We start from the raw sequence: 14,765 nt of genomic DNA, 5'->3' as shown, positions 1-14,765 counted from the left end.
TTCCTTGACATGACCACCAGCACGTTTGGCCCGGTCAGCAAGTACATCAAAAACATCATGCCGGGCTTGCCAAAGCGCGGGAACGTTTTGGACCTGGGATGCGGCGACGGGCGCATCAGCCTGTTCTTTGCCGAGCATGGCTATGACGTGTTGGGTATCGATATCTCGCCAAGAGCCATCCACAAGCTGAATCATCTTGCGGAGAACCGTGGGCTGGATGTGACAGCACGCGTGCAGCAGATGGAGGATTTTGTTTTTGAGCGCGATTTTGACGTGATCGTTGCGCATGGAACGCTGCAACTGATGGAGCGTCCCGCATGGCAGGAACTGATCGCGGAGATGCAGCGTCGCACCTCGCCGGGGGGGCACAACATCGTGGTTGTTCTAACCGATGCTGCTCCTCCGCCGTCGGATCTCGCTCCGTTCTGTCGTGGCTTGTTTCACCGAGGCGAGCTCGCCTCTCTCTATCGGGGATGGCAGTTCATCGAAAACGAGAGCATCGTCAAGGAAGGCCAGGATGTCGGCAACGAGCCGCGATCGCTGGCTCTGGATCGGCTTGTCGCTCGACGTCCGCTCTAGGATATTCAAGCTTCACCGGGCCGGCTTTAGCTGACGACCTCGGCTTCCCAGCCAGGGGATTTTCGCGACGCCACGCGCAGCCGATGGGCAGGTTCCAACATGTTCGCACATTTGCTGAGACGAATCTCAATCCCTTGACCCTCAAGGGATTGAGGGTCTACTCTCCGCAATCGATTTCGGTTGCAAGGCATGACCCATGGACGTGGCCGCTCCGCCGGTATCCTTGTTCGATCCCCTGATCCTGCCGAATGGCGCTGTCCTCATGAATCGCATCGCCAAGGCGGCGATGGAGGAAAATCTCGGCGACGAGCAGCAACTGCCGAGCGAGGCCATGTGCCGCCTTTATGAGACGTGGGCCATGGGCGGCGCCGGCGTCAACATATCCGGGAATGTCATTGTCGACCGGAATGCATTGATCGGTCCCTGCGGCGTGGTGCTTGACGAGCATCAACCGCTCGAGCCGTTCAGGGAGTGGGCGCGCAGATCGACCGGCGGTGGCAGCCACATGTGGCTGCAGATCAATCATCCGGGCCGACAGGTGTTTGTCACGATGGGGCAACAGGCCGTCGCCCCTTCGGCAATTCGCATCGAGATTGAGGGGAATTCACACGCTTTCCCCGTACCCCGCGCCTTGGAGCCTGACGAAATTGACGCCATTGTCGGCCGCTTTGTAATGACCGCGAAGCTGACGGAAGCCGCTGGGTTCACCGGCGTGCAGATCCATGGCGCTCATGGCTACCTGATTAGCCAGTTTCTATCGCCATTGAGCAACAGACGGACCGATGCATGGGGTGGTTCGCTGGAAAATCGCGCCCGGCTGCTGCTCGATGTGGTCAAGGCGGTCCGCAGAGCGGTCTCGCCCGGATTCTGCGTTTCGGTGAAGTTGAATTCGGCTGATTTCCAAAAGGGTGGTTTTGAGGAGGAGGATGCGACGCAGGTGGTGCATTGGCTGAATGATCTGCCGATCGATCTGCTGGAGCTCTCGGGCGGCACCTATGAAAGCCCCGCCATGCAGGGTTTGCCGAAGGCAGGCAGCACAATCGAACGGGAGACCTATTTCATCGATTTTGCCCGCAGGGTGAGCGCTATCGCCCGCATGCCGATCATGGTCACGGGTGGCGTCCGGCGCCGTTCGGTCGCCCAGGAGGCGCTGGAGCCACGTAATGGAATGCCGGGCGTCGCTGTCGTCGGCATCGGCACGGCCATGATCTACGAGCCGGCGTTGCCACGGAAATGGCAGGCCGGCGAAGCGCTCGAGGTCGATATTCCGCAGGTCACCTGGCGCAACAGACCGGCCGCCAGCGTTGGCAAGATGGCGCTGGCCATGCTGCAACTGCGCCGGATCGGCAACGGACAATCGCTCAAGCCTCGCGCCAACGTTCTGCTTACGCTGATCGCCCAGCGTCTCATGATCAAGCGGCGCACCAAGAAATTCCGCGCGCGGGTCGCTGTAAATCCACCGCCTGCCGACCCGACGGATACGCAAGGTGTATGAACCCACCGTCTGCCCGAATATTCCGTCAGGAGCAGCTCAGGCCGAAAATACGAATCGCTTCACATTGACTTCTGCGGTTGGGATCACATTCTACCGGCGGCTGAAATAGAGCGGATCAATGTTACCTTCACAGCGCGCGTCATTCGACATTCCCGCCAATATCTGCTTCCTCGACGCCGCCACATTCAGCCCCCAGCCATTGGCTTGCCGTGATCTCGGCCGGGAGGCCGTTGCACGCAAGAGCCGTCCCTGGGAGATCGCGCCGACATTTCCGTCCGAGCAGTACCACCGTGCACGGCAGACGGCGGCCAGCCTGATCAATGCCGATCCGGAAGACATGGCCCTGATATCGTCGGTTGGATACGGCGTCGCCGCGGTAGCGAAAATGCTGCCTGTTCCGTCCGGCTCGCGCGTCCTGGTTTTGCAGGACGATCATTCGTCGCCGGTTCTCGAATGGATGACGCGGGCGCAGTCCGGGGAGTTCACTGTCGAGGCCGTACGCAAGCCCGGCAACGGTGACTGGACCGACGCCCTTCTCGACGCGATAGGGCGAGCGAATGCCGAACCGATCGCAATCGCGTCCATATCATCGGTGCATTGGTCGGACGGTGGACTCGTCGATCTTGCGCCCGTGGCCGCCGCCATACGCGCACAGGGCGGAGCATTGCTGATAGACGCCACGCAGAGTGCCGGCGTCATCGACCTCGACGTCCGGACGCTGGATCCGGATTTCGTCGTGTTCTCCGCCTACAAGTGGCTGCTTGGACCTTACGGCCGCGCCTTTCTCTACGTTGCCAGGCGCCACCAGGAGGGCGTGCCGCTCGAGCAGACCAGCTATGGCCGGCGGGCGGTGCGGGCCGATCAGGATGTGTATTTTGCGGACTTGAACTATGTCGGCAACGCGCAGCGTTTCGACATGGGGCAACGCGATCTCGTTTCACTCGAAATGGCGTCGCTTGGTATGGAGATGGTCTCGAACTGGGGAACGCAGGCCATCCGCGAGCGTCTTGCAATGCTGACCGGACGTCTCGCCGATGGATTGAGCGGCTCCGGCGCCGGCATTCCTGATATAGGCGTCAGAGCGCCTCACATACTGAGCCTTGAATTTAGCGGCGGCATCCCAGCCGGACTCCTCAAGGGGCTTGCTGCCGAGAACATTTTTGTGGCGCGACGCCTTGGACGCCTGCGCGTCAGCCCATTCGTCTACAACGATGAAGACGACATCGACCGGTTGCTCGAAGCTTTCCGTGAGCTCCTGCCTGCCTGAAGGAAGGTCTAGCTTTTCAGGAGCTGGCTGAGATTGGAAACCGTCGGATTCTTGAAAAATTCAACGAATTCGATTTGTTCATTATAGTGTTCGGATACGGCGACCAGCATCTCGACGACCTGCATCGAACTGCCGCCCAGTGCAAAGAAATCATCGTCGGGGCCAACGGTGTCGAGGCCAAGCAACTTGGTCCACAGCTCTCTGAGGTAGACTTCGACAGAGGCGGTCTGGTCGTTGTTTTCTAACATCTACTTTGATCCGCGCCTTCGGTCTCACGCGACATTGTACACCAATAGCTACTAGCCGTGATCATGCCGTGTGTCAAAAATTTGGCCGCGTTTCTAATTTGATACGCATAGCCTTGTTGGGTGAGCGTTGAAAGTATAACACGGATGGATGACAGGACGCGTCACCGCCATCATAGCAGGTGTGCCTGCGGGCTGCCGTGACGGCAGCCTTACCTCAGGTCCGGATAGGCAATGAAGGATCTCAGCTTCGATCTGGTCGCGGGCGAGGTGAAGGAAATTGCTTCCGGGGTGAGGGCCGTCGTCGCCGGCAACGAGGGGCCGTTTACATTCAAAGGCACGGTGACATACATCGTCGGCCAAGGCCATGTCGCCATCATCGATCCGGGCCCGGATGAACCCGCGCACATCGATGCGGTCCTGGAAGCCGTGCGCAACGAGACCGTGACGCATGTCTTCGTCACGCACACCCATCGCGATCATTCCTGCGCGAGCGGGGCGATCAAGGCCAGGACCGGCGCGATGGTTTTGGCGGAAGGCCCCCATCGTCTGGCGTGGCCACTGGACGAGGACGATTCGAATCCCCTCGATGCCAATGCCGATTTCGACTTCCGCCCCGATTTCGTGTTGCGGGACAAGGATACGGTGACCGGCCCCGGATGGACGATCGAAGCCGTCGCCACGCCGGGTCATACGCCAAACCACATGGCCTATGCGCTCAGGGAAGCTTCTGCACTGTTTTCCGGCGATCATGTGATGGCATGGTCGACGTCCATCGTGGCGCCGCCCGATGGCCTGCTGAGCGACTACATGGCTTCGCTATGGAAACTGCAAGAGCGCGACGAGACCGTTTATTTTCCCGGCCACGGCAATCCGGTCCGCAACGTCCCTCTTGCGCTGCGCACCTATATCCGCCACCGGCAGGGGATCGACGCATCGATCTGCAAGCGGCTTTCGGACGGGCCGATGACGATCCCGGCCTTGGTCCGCGCGATCTACGGCGACATCGACGCCAAACTCGCTGGCGCCCTGTGCCTGTCGCTGCTTGCGCATGTGGAAGATCTGATGGCGCGCCAGAACGTCATCGCCGAAGGCCCGTCGACAATGGCCAGGCTGTATCGTCTGGCCGCCTGAGGCGGCGTTGCGACACCACTCGACAAGCCGAAGCCGCGTTCAGACTTTCGATGGCGGAATTTGGCGCACCCGACAGGATTCGAACCTGTGACCTCTGCCTTCGGAGGGCAGCGCTCTATCCAGCTGAGCTACGGGTGCTTCCGGAACGGCGGTCCGTCGCCGAAAACAGGCCAGCCGGCGAACCGGTCGGCCACGGCTTCTTAGCGGAACCCGGGGCCGGCTTCAACGGACAAATGGAATGGTGCTGTCTCGTCAGCCAAGGTCAAATTCGAAACCTGGGGGCACGCGGAAGCCATAGGCTGGTGCGCCGGCGTTCGTTCTCTCATCCAGGCGAAAAGGTCCCGGGGTGGCGGACGAAGCCGTCGCTGGCCGCGAGCAGGCGTTGCGTATAATCGTGGCTGGCTTGCCGCGTCGCCAGTTCGGCTGCTGACAGCATCTCGACCGTTTCTCCGTTGCGCATCACCATCAGCCGCCCGCACATATGGGTGACGACGGCGAGATCGTGGCTGACCATCAGGAAAGTCAGGCCCCTGGCGCGCCGCACCTCCTCCAGCAGGTTCAGCACTTCAGCCTGTACCGACGCGTCGAGCGCCGAAGTCGGCTCGTCGAGCAAAAGGATCGACGGCTCGAGGATGAGCGCGCGCGCGATCGCGACGCGCTGGCGCTGGCCGCCGGAAAGCTGGTGCGAGTAGCGGAAGCGGAAGCCGGAGCCGAGGCCGACCTCGTCCAGCGCGCGCTGGATCCGGGTTTCGCCGTCGCCGATGCCATGCACGGCCAGAGGCTCCTGCAGCAGCCGGTCCACGGTCTGGCGTGGGTGTAGCGAACCATAGGGGTCCTGGAACACCATCTGCACCTGGCGGTAGAACGCCTTGTCGCGGCGTGGGCCGAGCTTTTGGCCGTTGACGGAAATCGTCCCGGCGCTGACGGGCGCGAGGCCGGCGATGGCGCGCAGCAGCGTCGACTTGCCGGAGCCGGATTCCCCGACCAGCCCGAAGGATTCGCCGGCCTCAACCTCCAGGCTGACGCCATTCAGTGCATGAAACCGGTCGTAGACCACCTGGAGATCGGTAATGGAGATGGCGGCGCTCATGTCGCCCACTCCGCTTTGCGCGCCAGCACGGGTAGCGGATGACGATCTGCCCCGATCTTCGGCATGCAGTCGAGCAGGCCCCGCGTGTAGGGATGTTCGGCATTGTGAAGTTCGGATGCCGGCAACTGCTCCACCACTTTACCGGCATACATGACCACGACGCGGTCGCAGAACGAGGACACCAGCCGCAGGTCGTGGGAGATGAAGATCAGCCCCATGCCGTGTGTCGAGACCAGCCGGTCGAGAATGCCCAGCACGTCGAGTTGTACGGTAACGTCGAGGGCCGAGGTCGGTTCGTCGGCGATCATCAGTTCCGGCCCGGCGATCAGCATCATGGCGATCATGGCCCGCTGACCCATGCCGCCCGATACTTCATGCGGGTGCAAATTGAAAACCCGCTTCGGATCGCGAATCTGCACCGCCTCCAGCATTGAAAGGGCGCGGTCGCGCGCCTCGGCCCGGGCGACGTTCTCATGCGCCCGCAAGGTCTCGACGATCTGGCTGCCGATGGTCATGACCGGATCGAGCGAATATTTCGGATCCTGCAGGATCATGGCGATGCGCTTCCCCCGGAGGGCGCGCCGTTCGCGAGGCGTCATCTTCAGCATATCCTTGCCGTCGAAGGCCAGTGTCCTGGCCGTCACCACCGCCTGAGGCGGCGTCAGCCCCATGATAGCGCGGCCGGTCTGCGACTTGCCGGAGCCGGATTCGCCAACGATGCCCAGCCGCTCGCGCCCGAGCGAAAAGGAGACGCCGCGCACGGCTTTGATCTCGCCGGTGCGGGTCGGATAGGTGACGCGCAGGTCGTCGACATCGAGCAGCGGCGTCATTGGCCGCCGCTCCTTGGATCGAGCGCGTCCCGCAGGCCGTCGCCCAGAAGGTTGAAGCCCAGCGATACGATCAGGATCGCGCCACCGGGGGCTGCGGCCACCCACCACTGGTCGAGGATGAAGCGGCGCCCCGAGGCGATCATGGCGCCCCATTCGGGGAGCGGCGGCTGCGCGCCGAGGCCGACGAAGCCGAGGCCTGCCGCGGTCAGGATGATGCCGGCCATGTCCAGCGTCACCCGCACGATCAGCGACGAGATGCAGAGCGGCATGATGTGGCGCAACACGATCCGGAAGGGCGAGGCACCCATCAGTTGCACCGCCTTGATGTAGTCGGAGTTTCGCACCGTCAGCGTTTCGGCGCGCGCGATGCGGGCATAGGGCGGCCAGGAGGTAATGGCGATGGCAAGCACAGCGTTTTCGATGCCGGGGCCGAGCGCCGCGACGAAGGCGAGCGCCAGGATCAGCTTGGGGAAGGCGAGGAAGATGTCGGTGATGCGCATCAGGATCGCGTCGATCCAGCCTCCGGCATAGCCGGCGACGGTGCCGACCAGCAGGCCGACGGGTGCCGCGATGATCGCCACCAGCGCCACGACGTACAGCGTCAGGCGCGAGCCGTAGATGATCCGTGAAAGGATATCGCGTCCGAGGTCGTCGGTACCGAATATATGCGCTGAACTGGGCGGCAACAGCCGGGCGTTCTTGAGATCGCCGATCGTGGCCGATTGCGGCGCCAGCACGTCGGCGAGCGCCGCCACGACCAGAAGCGCGACGATGATGCTGAGACCGACCATGGCAAGGCGGTTCGACGAAAATCGACGCCAGGTGACATAGGCGCGGCCGAGCCGCGCCTGCAGGCGCGAGGCCGGGCGTTCGCTGAGCAGCCATTCGCGACGGGTTCGGGCAATCTCGCTCATGCCGCCTTCGTCCTTGGATCGAGCACGCGGTAGAGCAGGTCGGACAGAAGGTTGATGCCGATGAACACCGAACCGATGAGGATGGTGCCGCCGAGCACGGCGTTCATGTCGGCGTTCTGCAGCGAATTGGTGATGTAGAGGCCGATGCCCGGCCAGGAGAAAACGGTTTCGGTCAGCACGGAGCCTTCGAGCAGCCCGGCATAGGAAAGCGCGATGACCGTCACCAGCGGCACCGCCGCGTTGCGCAGCGCATGGCCCCAGATGATGCGGGTTTCGGACAATCCCTTGGCGCGCGCCGCGACGATGTATTCCTGTGTCAGTTCGTTGAGCATGAAGGACCGCGTCATGCGGCTGATATAGGCGAGCGAGAAGTAGCCGAGCAGCGATGCCGGCAGGATGATGTGGCGCGCGACATCGCGAAAGACGTCCCACTGGCCCTGCATCGCCGAATCCAGCAGGTAGAAGCCGGTGACCGGCGTAAAGCTGTATTCATACACGATGTCGATGCGGCCGGGATAAGCCACCCATTGTAGCTTGGCGTAGAACAGCACCAGCGCCAGCAGCCCAAGCCAGAAGATGGGAATGGAATAGCCGAGCAGGCCGATCACCCGCACGAACTGGTCGGTGAGAGAACCCCGGCGTACCGCTGCCAGCACGCCGAGCGGCACGCCGATGACCGAACCGATCAGCGTGCCCAGCGTGGCAAGCTCGATCGTCGCCGGGAAGGCGCGGCGCAGATCCGTCATCACCGGGTTGGTGGTCAGCACCGAGTTGCCGAAATCGCCGCTCAGCGCGTTCTTTATGTAGAGATAGAATTGCTGGATGAGCGGCAGATCGAGACCCATCTCACGCCGCGTGCGCTCGACGACGCTGGGCAGCGCCCGGTCTCCCAGCACCGCCAGCGCCGGGTCGATGGGGATGACGCGGCCGATGAAGAAGGTGACCGCAAGCAGCCCGAGATAGGTGGTGATCGCGATGACGAGGAAGCGGGCGACCGCCAACGCAAACTCGGTGGCGCGCCGCCCGCTGGTGCGCCCCGACTGCCGTGTTTCGACCGCGCTCAAGCGGGCCGACCCCGCCACCTATTCCTTGGTTATCCCCCAGACGAAGTTGGTGTCGAAGCTCGGACCGAGCTTAAGGCCCTTCACATTGCCGCGCAGTCCGGCGACTTCCAGTTGCTGGTGGATAATGATGAAGGGGCTGGTGTCGAGCACCTTCTTCTGCAGTTCCTGATAGAGGGCGGCACGCTTGGCGGAATCCTTTTCCACCAGCGCCGCTTCCGTTTCCTTGGAGAGCTCTGGAATGTCCCACGCATTGCGCCAGGCAAGCGTAGCCACCTTGCCGGCATCGGAATTGTCGGGATTGGAGGCGAAGGTCTGGGCATTGGAGTTCGGATCGAAATAATCCTGGCCCCACTGGCCGATATAGATGTCATGGTTGCGGGCACGGTATTTCGTCAGCGTCTGCTTGCCATCGCCTGGAATGATCTCGACCTTGACGCCGGCCTGTCCGGCGGTCTGCTGGAAGGATTCGGCCATGCCTGTCACAGGCTGATTGTTCCGCACATCCATGGTGACGGAGAAGCCGTCCTTCAGACCGGCTTTTTCAAGAAGCTCCTTGGCCTTGGCGACATCGAGCTTGAAGGGATTTTCGTCCAGTTCGCCGAGCACACCCTTGGGTAGGAAGGTCTGGTGGATCTCGCCGATGCCTTTCAGGATGGTCGAGCCCAACGCGTCATAATCGACCAGATATTTGAGCGCCTGCCGTACCTCCGGCTTGGCGAGGTTCGGATTCTTCTGGTTGAGGCTGATGTAGTAGACCGTGCCCTTCGGCGCGCTCGTTGTGGCGAGTTCCGTGTTTTTCGAGACCGCATCGTAATCGTTCGGTTCGAGATTGCGGGCGACGTCGATGTCGCCGGCCTCGAGCGCAAGGCGCTGGCCCGAACTTTCCTTCATGTGGCGGTAGATGACGCGGGCGAGCTTCGCCTTGTCGCCATGGTAATTCTCGTTGCGCTCCATGACGACGACCTCGTTCGCCCGCCACTCCCGCAGCTTGTAGGGACCGGAGCCGGCATAGCCGGTCTTCAGCCATTCATTGCCGAAGTCGTTGTCGTATTTGTAATCGGCGCTTGGCGTCATCGGCTTGGCATGTTCAAGAACCAGCTTCTTGTCGACGACGGAAGCGACGGTTGCCGACAGGCAGTTCAGCACGAAGCTTGGTGCATAGGGCTTGTCGACGGTGAAGACGAAAGTCGTCTCGTCTGTCGCCTTCGCTTTTTCTGCCACGTTGTCACCGTTCAGGCCGAATTGCGAAAGGATGAAGGCGGGGCTCTTGTCGAGCTTGACGGCGCGTTCGAAGGAATAGGCGACATCCTCGGCGGTAATAGGGTTGCCGGAGGCGAACTTCATGCCGGTCTTGAGTTTGAACGTGTAGGTCAGTCCGTCATCCGAGACGGTCCAGCTTTCGGCCAGGTCGCCCTTGACCTTGGATGTATCGTCGAGATCGAGACGCACCAGAAGGTCATAGGTGTTGCCGGTGACCTCGGCGGTGGAAAGTTCGAAGGCCTCGCCGGGGTCCATGGTGATGATGTCGTCGATGGCAAAGCCTTCGACCAGCGTATCGGCGGGAGTGACCGCGAAAGCGGGCCCGGCCAGGAGGAAAGCGGACAAGGCGGCGCCGGCAAGCAGGGAGCGCGAGTGGGCGGCCAGTCTTTGCATCATCATCGAATTGTTCCCTTTGCTTTCGCTTTGTTTTCCTATTCATGCGCTCTTGGCCGAGAACGTCAAGTCTGCCCGGAATTTGGCGCTCCGGTGCCCTCAAGGCTGACCTGACCAGGCCCTTGCATTTGGGCAAGATGAAACGGCGGCGTGAAGCGCGCGGCGCCAGCGCGCTTGGACAGCGCGCTGGATCGATGACGGCGGATTGTCTTAGTAAGGCTGCACGCCCGGCGGGGGCAGCCCGCCGATTGGCGCAGGCGTCGCCGATTGCGGAACCTGCGGCCGAGGCTGGCTGTCGGCATTGAAAACGACCCTTGTCGTGCCCGACCCCGGCGAGAGCGTCCGTCGCAGAAGCGCTTCGACGTGGTCGTTACGCTGCCTCGCGCTGTCGGCGCCCATCACCACGATCACCAGGCGCCGCCCGTCCGCATCGTAGGACGTCACGATGTTGAATCCGGACGCGCGGATATAGCCGGTCTTGATGCCGTCGACACCGCGCACGCGGCCGAGCATGTCGTTGTGGCCCTTTACGAGCCTGCCTCGGAACATGAAATCGGTCGCCGAGAAATAGAAGTAATATTGCGGGAAGCGGGAGCGCAGGGCGATACCCAGAACCGCCATGTCGCGCGCGGTGGTATGCTGCGCGGCATCCGGCAGGCCCGATGCATTGCGGAAGACGGTGTTGCGCATACCGATCTGGCGCGCCTTCGCCGTCATCATCGCGGCAAAGCCGTCCTCGCTGCCGCCGAGATATTCCGCCACCGCAACGGCCACGTCGTTTGCCGATTTGACCGTCAGCGCCCTTATGGCGGAATCGACATCGATGCTCTCGCCCGGTCGGAATCGGAGCTTGGTGGGCGGCTGGGACGCCGCATGGGCGGAAACCGGTATCTGCGTCTCCTTGCTCAGGCGACCCGTTTCCAGCGCATCGAAGACGAGATAGAGCGTCATCATCTTGGTCAGCGAAGCCGGATAACGCTGCGCGGTGGAGTTGACGTCGAACAGGCTCTTGCCGGTGCGCGCATCGACGACGATGGCGGCGTATTTCTCCGCCGGCGCCGGCACGGTCAACAGGGCTTCAGGGGGCGTCGTCGTCGCGCAGCCGGCTACGAAAAGCAGCAGGATGGACGCGGCGAAGGCTCGAACGAGGGAGGAACGGTATTTATGCAAGGCGGCCTGTTGCGGAGGTGACGGTTGCTGAGACGGGGCGCAAACTATCCTAAGCACCTCCCGGCGTCCATTTGGTTAATGCGCTTCTCCTCAGCCCTGATACCGCGTCAAAACAGATGCTAAAAACCCCAAACGGCGCCCGCCAACCGCTGGCTTGCTTTTGCAGGTATGGCTAACATGCCCCGACCGCAAACGCGGCAAAATGTAATAAGACCAGAGGTGCGGCACGTGGACAGCGTCACGATCAAGGCGAAGGGCATATACGTGACGGTGGACCTTGCGGTCGGGCATCTGGCCGATATGGTGGTCGAGACCGGTGGCCGCACCCTGAGCCCCCTGCATCGCGCGCCATGGATCGACGAGCCGCAAGGCACCATTCCGGCCGATTTTCCGGCTGGCAGCGCCCGCCTCTCCGGTGATTTCCTGTGCGCGCCGTTTTCGCGCAGCGACGTCGAGGAGGCGCCGCTGCATGGCTGGCCGGCCAACAGCCGGTGGGATTTGATCGACACGTGGCAGCGCGACGGCGAATCCGGCGCGCTGTTCCGGCTCCAGCGCAAGGTGATGGGCGCGACGGTGGAAAAGCGGCTGACCCTGCGGGACGGCCACCCGTTTCTCTATCAGGAGCATGGCTTCATTGGCGGCTCCGGCGGCATTTCGGTCGCGCATCATGCGATGACGGTCATGGCGAAGGGCGGGCGGCTGGCATTCTCGCCGAAGCGGATTGCGGCGACGGGCAGTGACCCGCTGGAGCCGGACCCGACGCGCGGTCGCTTCCTGCTTGCCTATCCCGCACAGACACAGGACCTCACCCGCTTCCCCACGAACGACGGCGGCACGCTGGATTTGACGAAATACGCGATGGACCGGCGGCATGAGGATTTCGTTACGCTGGTCGAGGCCGAACATGAAGGGCCGGGCTGGACCGCCGTGGCGCGCGCTGCCGAAAAGGACCTCGTTCTGGTGCTGAAGAACCCGGCCGAGCTGCCGGTCACCATGCTGTGGATTTCCAATGGCGGCCGAGATTACGCGCCCTGGAACGGTCGCCACCGCGGCGTCATCGGCATCGAGGATGGCCGCGCGGCGGTCGGACACGCGGCGTCGCTGGGCGACAACTGGCTGAAGCGGCAAGGCATTCCGACTGCTTTCGAACTGGCTGATGGGCGTCGCGCCGCGTTCCGCCAGATCATCGGTTCGGCGTTGCAGGCCGACGGCAACCCGCCGAGGGACATCAGTGTCGATGGCGACAAGCTGGCAATTGAAATGGCGGATGGCAGCGCCAGCGAGCTGCCATTCGACGGTGCTTTCCTGAGAGAGTTCACGCCGCTTTGACGGTTTCTCGTGGCCGGCGGATTTGAAGTTTCGTCGATCTGCCGTCACAGTAGGAGCCGACCTGCAACGGCATGACTCATGATTCGAACCAGAAGACGGTAGAACCATGTCCGAGATCGCGCACATAGCAGCTTCCATTTTCAAGCGTGCCGGCAAGGCCGGCCGCTTCATCGTGGCCATCGCGGGGCCGCCGGGCGCGGGAAAATCAACCATTTCGGCCACTTTGCACGACGTGCTGCCGGAGGGTACGGCAGCCATCGTGCCGATGGACGGCTTCCATTTCGACGATGTCGTGCTTGAGCAACGCGGGCAAAGAGCGAGGAAGGGCGCGCCCGAAACGTTCGATTTCGCCGGCTTCGAGGTTCTGCTCAAGCGCATCCGCGCCGGCGAGCCTGACATTGCCGTCCCGGTCTTCGACCGCAGCATGGAGCTGTCGCGCGCCGCAGCGTCGGTCATTGCTGCCGACATAAAATTCATCCTCGTCGAAGGAAACTATCTGCTTTTGGATGAGGAGCCTTGGTCGCGCCTGGGTCCGATGTTCGATTTCACGATTTTCATCGATGTGCCGCGCGCCGAACTGGAGCGCAGGCTCCGCCAGCGCTGGCGTGATCACGGCCGGGCGGAAGAGGAAGCTCTTGCCTGGATCGCGTCGAACGACATGCCGAATATCGAACGTGTTTTGGCGCGCCGGCGACGCGCCGACCTTGTGTTGGATCATGAGCTTTAAGAGCGTGCAAACGGCTTCCGGAACCGTTGGGAAGCAAAGTCGTTTAAGGAGTTGACGGCAATTCCGCCGGCCAATGAGGGAAATGCAATGGCGACGACGAAAGCGAAGAAGCCGGCAACGGCTGGAAAGACTGTACAGGCAAAAGCACAGCAGGCCGCCAAGGCGGGCGCCGGCAAGGCCGTGGCGGAACGCTCCAAGGATGCCAAGCCCGCATTCGGCAAAGCCGCCCCGAAGCGCGTGACGCCGACGGCAACGGCGGCTGCCTCTAAGACGGCTTCCGCTGCGAAGTCGTCCGTCAAGGCCGGCGCGGCGAAGGCAAGTTCCGCGGCAAAAAGCGCTGCGGCCCCGGCGGCGTCAACAAAGGCCACTGCCGCCAAGACGACGAAATCGAAGAAGAGCTCCGACGATTCGATCGTCTCGTCTCTGGCGCGGACCGTGAAAGCAACGGCCAATGTGGCGGTCGGAGCGGCGGTCGCCACAGCGAAGGGGGCGGCTTCCTTGGTCGGCGGCAAGAAGTCTTCTCAAAGCAAGACCGGTTCGAAAGCGAAATAGGCTTCGCTTAGTCAGGCAGAGGGAATGGCCAGGCCGCGCTGTACCGCCGGCCTCGCCAGCCCGCGCTCGAGCCATGCCGCCAGATTGGTGAACTCGTCGAAGCCGACGATCTCGCGCGCTTCATAGAAGCCGATGAGATTGCGGACCCAGCCGAGCATGGAAATGTCGGCGATGGTGTAGTCGTCGCCCATCAGCCAGGCGCGGCCTTCGAGACGCGTGTTCAGCACGCCGATGAGCCGGCGCGACTCGCTGCGATAGCGTTCCAGCGGCCGTTTGTCGGCGATCTCGCGGCCGGCGAATTTGTGGAAGAAGCCGAGCTGCCCGAACATCGGGCCGATCGCCGCCATCTGGAAAAACACCCATTGGATGGTCTGGTAGCGCTGGGCCGGATCGGCGGGCAGGAACTTGCCGGTCTTTTCGCCCAGATAAACCAGGATGGCGCCCGATTCGAACAGCGCCAGCGGCTGACCGCCGGGACCGGCCGGATCGATGATGGACGGTATCTTGCCGTTCGGGTTGAGCGACAGAAATTCCGCTCCCCAGGTCTCGTCCTTGCCGATGTTGATGTAGTGGGGTTCGTAAGGCAGGCCGGTCTCTTCCAGCATGATCGAGACTTTGACGCCGTTAGGCGTCGGCGCTGAATAGAGCTGCAGCCGGTCTGGGTGCTTCGCCGGCCAGCGCTTGGTGATCGGGAAAGCTGACAGGTCGGCCATTCG

15 protein-coding genes and 1 tRNA gene are annotated in these 14,765 nt (G+C 62.5%); 6 read left to right on the top strand and 10 right to left on the bottom strand.

All coding sequences use genetic code 11. From position 1 onward, the window contains the following. Positions 1-9: 9 nt before the first annotated feature. The 3 genes from J2X35_RS10845 (at position 10) to J2X35_RS10835 (ending at position 3,341) form a co-directional block, all read left to right on the top strand. Positions 10-579 (top strand): methyltransferase domain-containing protein, encoded by a 570-nt coding sequence (locus J2X35_RS10845; RefSeq protein ID WP_310185228.1) that lies wholly within the window; start codon positions 10-12, stop codon positions 577-579. Positions 580-775: 196 nt separating this feature from the next. After that, positions 776-2,074 carry an NADH:flavin oxidoreductase/NADH oxidase family protein gene (locus J2X35_RS10840; protein ID WP_310185226.1) on the top strand — a complete coding sequence of 433 codons (1,299 nt, stop codon included), beginning with the start codon at positions 776-778 and terminating at the stop codon, positions 2,072-2,074. A 118-nt stretch (positions 2,075-2,192) separates the two neighbouring features. Next, entirely contained in the window at positions 2,193-3,341 is a 1,149-nt protein-coding gene (locus J2X35_RS10835; RefSeq protein ID WP_310185224.1) for an aminotransferase class V-fold PLP-dependent enzyme, read from the top strand. Between the two features lie 8 nt (positions 3,342-3,349). Here J2X35_RS10835 and J2X35_RS10830 read toward each other — a convergent pair whose 3' ends face one another. Continuing rightward, positions 3,350-3,589 carry an acyl carrier protein gene (locus J2X35_RS10830; protein ID WP_056114032.1) on the bottom strand — a complete coding sequence of 80 codons (240 nt, stop codon included), beginning with the start codon at positions 3,587-3,589 and terminating at the stop codon, positions 3,350-3,352. 231 nt (positions 3,590-3,820) lie between these two features. Here J2X35_RS10830 and J2X35_RS10825 point away from each other — a divergent pair, with 231 nt between their 5' ends. Continuing rightward, positions 3,821-4,720 carry an MBL fold metallo-hydrolase gene (locus tag J2X35_RS10825; RefSeq protein ID WP_310185222.1) on the top strand — a complete coding sequence of 300 codons (900 nt, stop codon included), beginning with the start codon at positions 3,821-3,823 and terminating at the stop codon, positions 4,718-4,720. A 61-nt stretch (positions 4,721-4,781) separates the two neighbouring features. Here J2X35_RS10825 and J2X35_RS10820 read toward each other — a convergent pair. The 7 genes from J2X35_RS10820 to J2X35_RS10790 form a co-directional block, all read right to left on the bottom strand. Continuing rightward, positions 4,782-4,858 (bottom strand) — tRNA-Arg (locus tag J2X35_RS10820). A 184-nt stretch (positions 4,859-5,042) separates the two neighbouring features. Beyond that, a complete protein-coding gene (locus J2X35_RS10815; protein WP_310185220.1) occupies positions 5,043-5,810 on the bottom strand; it encodes an ABC transporter ATP-binding protein in 768 nt (255 codons plus the stop codon). Beyond that, the gene (locus J2X35_RS10810; protein WP_056114039.1) at positions 5,807-6,640 is read right to left on the bottom strand and encodes an ABC transporter ATP-binding protein; all 834 of its coding nucleotides are present in this window, start codon (positions 6,638-6,640) and stop codon (positions 5,807-5,809) included. Before J2X35_RS10810 ends, J2X35_RS10815 begins: the two co-directional genes overlap by 4 nt. Further along, complete coding sequence (nikC, locus tag J2X35_RS10805; RefSeq protein WP_310185218.1) at positions 6,637-7,554, bottom strand: nickel transporter permease; 918 nt, start codon at positions 7,552-7,554, stop codon at positions 6,637-6,639. The genes J2X35_RS10810 and nikC overlap by 4 nt, the downstream gene beginning before the upstream one ends. Next, complete coding sequence (locus tag J2X35_RS10800) at positions 7,551-8,618, bottom strand: ABC transporter permease (protein ID WP_310185217.1); 1,068 nt, start codon at positions 8,616-8,618, stop codon at positions 7,551-7,553. Before J2X35_RS10800 ends, nikC begins: the two co-directional genes overlap by 4 nt. Positions 8,619-8,636: 18 nt before the next feature. Beyond that, positions 8,637-10,277 (bottom strand): ABC transporter substrate-binding protein, encoded by a 1,641-nt coding sequence (locus tag J2X35_RS10795; RefSeq protein WP_405023210.1) that lies wholly within the window; start codon positions 10,275-10,277, stop codon positions 8,637-8,639. 204 nt (positions 10,278-10,481) lie between these two features. Further along, on the bottom strand, positions 10,482-11,441 hold the full coding sequence (locus J2X35_RS10790; protein ID WP_310185215.1) for a D-alanyl-D-alanine carboxypeptidase family protein: 960 nt from the start codon (positions 11,439-11,441) through the stop codon (positions 10,482-10,484). Between the two features lie 228 nt (positions 11,442-11,669). Between J2X35_RS10790 and J2X35_RS10785 the strand changes: the two genes are divergently transcribed. Beyond that, complete coding sequence (locus tag J2X35_RS10785) at positions 11,670-12,770, top strand: hypothetical protein (RefSeq protein ID WP_310185214.1); 1,101 nt, start codon at positions 11,670-11,672, stop codon at positions 12,768-12,770. 106 nt (positions 12,771-12,876) lie between these two features. Next, complete coding sequence (locus tag J2X35_RS10780; RefSeq protein WP_056114055.1) at positions 12,877-13,497, top strand: nucleoside triphosphate hydrolase; 621 nt, start codon at positions 12,877-12,879, stop codon at positions 13,495-13,497. Here the strand turns inward: J2X35_RS10780 and J2X35_RS10775 are convergent. Beyond that, the gene (locus tag J2X35_RS10775; RefSeq protein ID WP_310185211.1) at positions 13,494-14,009 is read right to left on the bottom strand and encodes a hypothetical protein; all 516 of its coding nucleotides are present in this window, start codon (positions 14,007-14,009) and stop codon (positions 13,494-13,496) included. The genes J2X35_RS10780 and J2X35_RS10775 overlap by 4 nt on opposite strands. A 51-nt stretch (positions 14,010-14,060) precedes the next feature. Beyond that, positions 14,061-14,762 (bottom strand): glutathione S-transferase N-terminal domain-containing protein, encoded by a 702-nt coding sequence (locus J2X35_RS10770; RefSeq protein WP_310185210.1) that lies wholly within the window; start codon positions 14,760-14,762, stop codon positions 14,061-14,063. Between the last annotated feature and the right edge of the window lie 3 nt (positions 14,763-14,765).

The sequence above is a fragment of the Mesorhizobium sp. BE184 genome (genome assembly GCF_031457045.1).
Taxonomy (GTDB): domain Bacteria; phylum Pseudomonadota; class Alphaproteobacteria; order Rhizobiales; family Rhizobiaceae; genus Mesorhizobium.
The sequence above is the reverse complement of the archived record's forward strand: the minus strand, read 5'-3'. Positions and strand labels throughout refer to the sequence as shown.

What these genes read in the sequence shown, in the direction of transcription:
- J2X35_RS10845 (WP_310185228.1), top strand. Translation starts at nt 10, where the DNA reads ATGACCACCAGCACGTTTGGCCCGGTCAGCAAGTACATCAAAAACATC.
- J2X35_RS10840 (WP_310185226.1), top strand. Translation starts at nt 776, where the DNA reads ATGGACGTGGCCGCTCCGCCGGTATCCTTGTTCGATCCCCTGATCCTG.
- J2X35_RS10835 (WP_310185224.1), top strand. Translation starts at nt 2,193, where the DNA reads ATGTTACCTTCACAGCGCGCGTCATTCGACATTCCCGCCAATATCTGC.
- J2X35_RS10830 (WP_056114032.1), bottom strand. Translation starts at nt 3,589, where the DNA reads ATGTTAGAAAACAACGACCAGACCGCCTCTGTCGAAGTCTACCTCAGA.
- J2X35_RS10825 (WP_310185222.1), top strand. Translation starts at nt 3,821, where the DNA reads ATGAAGGATCTCAGCTTCGATCTGGTCGCGGGCGAGGTGAAGGAAATT.
- J2X35_RS10815 (WP_310185220.1), bottom strand. Translation starts at nt 5,810, where the DNA reads ATGAGCGCCGCCATCTCCATTACCGATCTCCAGGTGGTCTACGACCGG.
- J2X35_RS10810 (WP_056114039.1), bottom strand. Translation starts at nt 6,640, where the DNA reads ATGACGCCGCTGCTCGATGTCGACGACCTGCGCGTCACCTATCCGACC.
- nikC (WP_310185218.1), bottom strand. Translation starts at nt 7,554, where the DNA reads ATGAGCGAGATTGCCCGAACCCGTCGCGAATGGCTGCTCAGCGAACGC.
- J2X35_RS10795 (WP_405023210.1), bottom strand. Translation starts at nt 10,277, where the DNA reads ATGATGATGCAAAGACTGGCCGCCCACTCGCGCTCCCTGCTTGCCGGC.
- J2X35_RS10780 (WP_056114055.1), top strand. Translation starts at nt 12,877, where the DNA reads ATGTCCGAGATCGCGCACATAGCAGCTTCCATTTTCAAGCGTGCCGGC.
- J2X35_RS10770 (WP_310185210.1), bottom strand. Translation starts at nt 14,762, where the DNA reads ATGGCCGACCTGTCAGCTTTCCCGATCACCAAGCGCTGGCCGGCGAAG.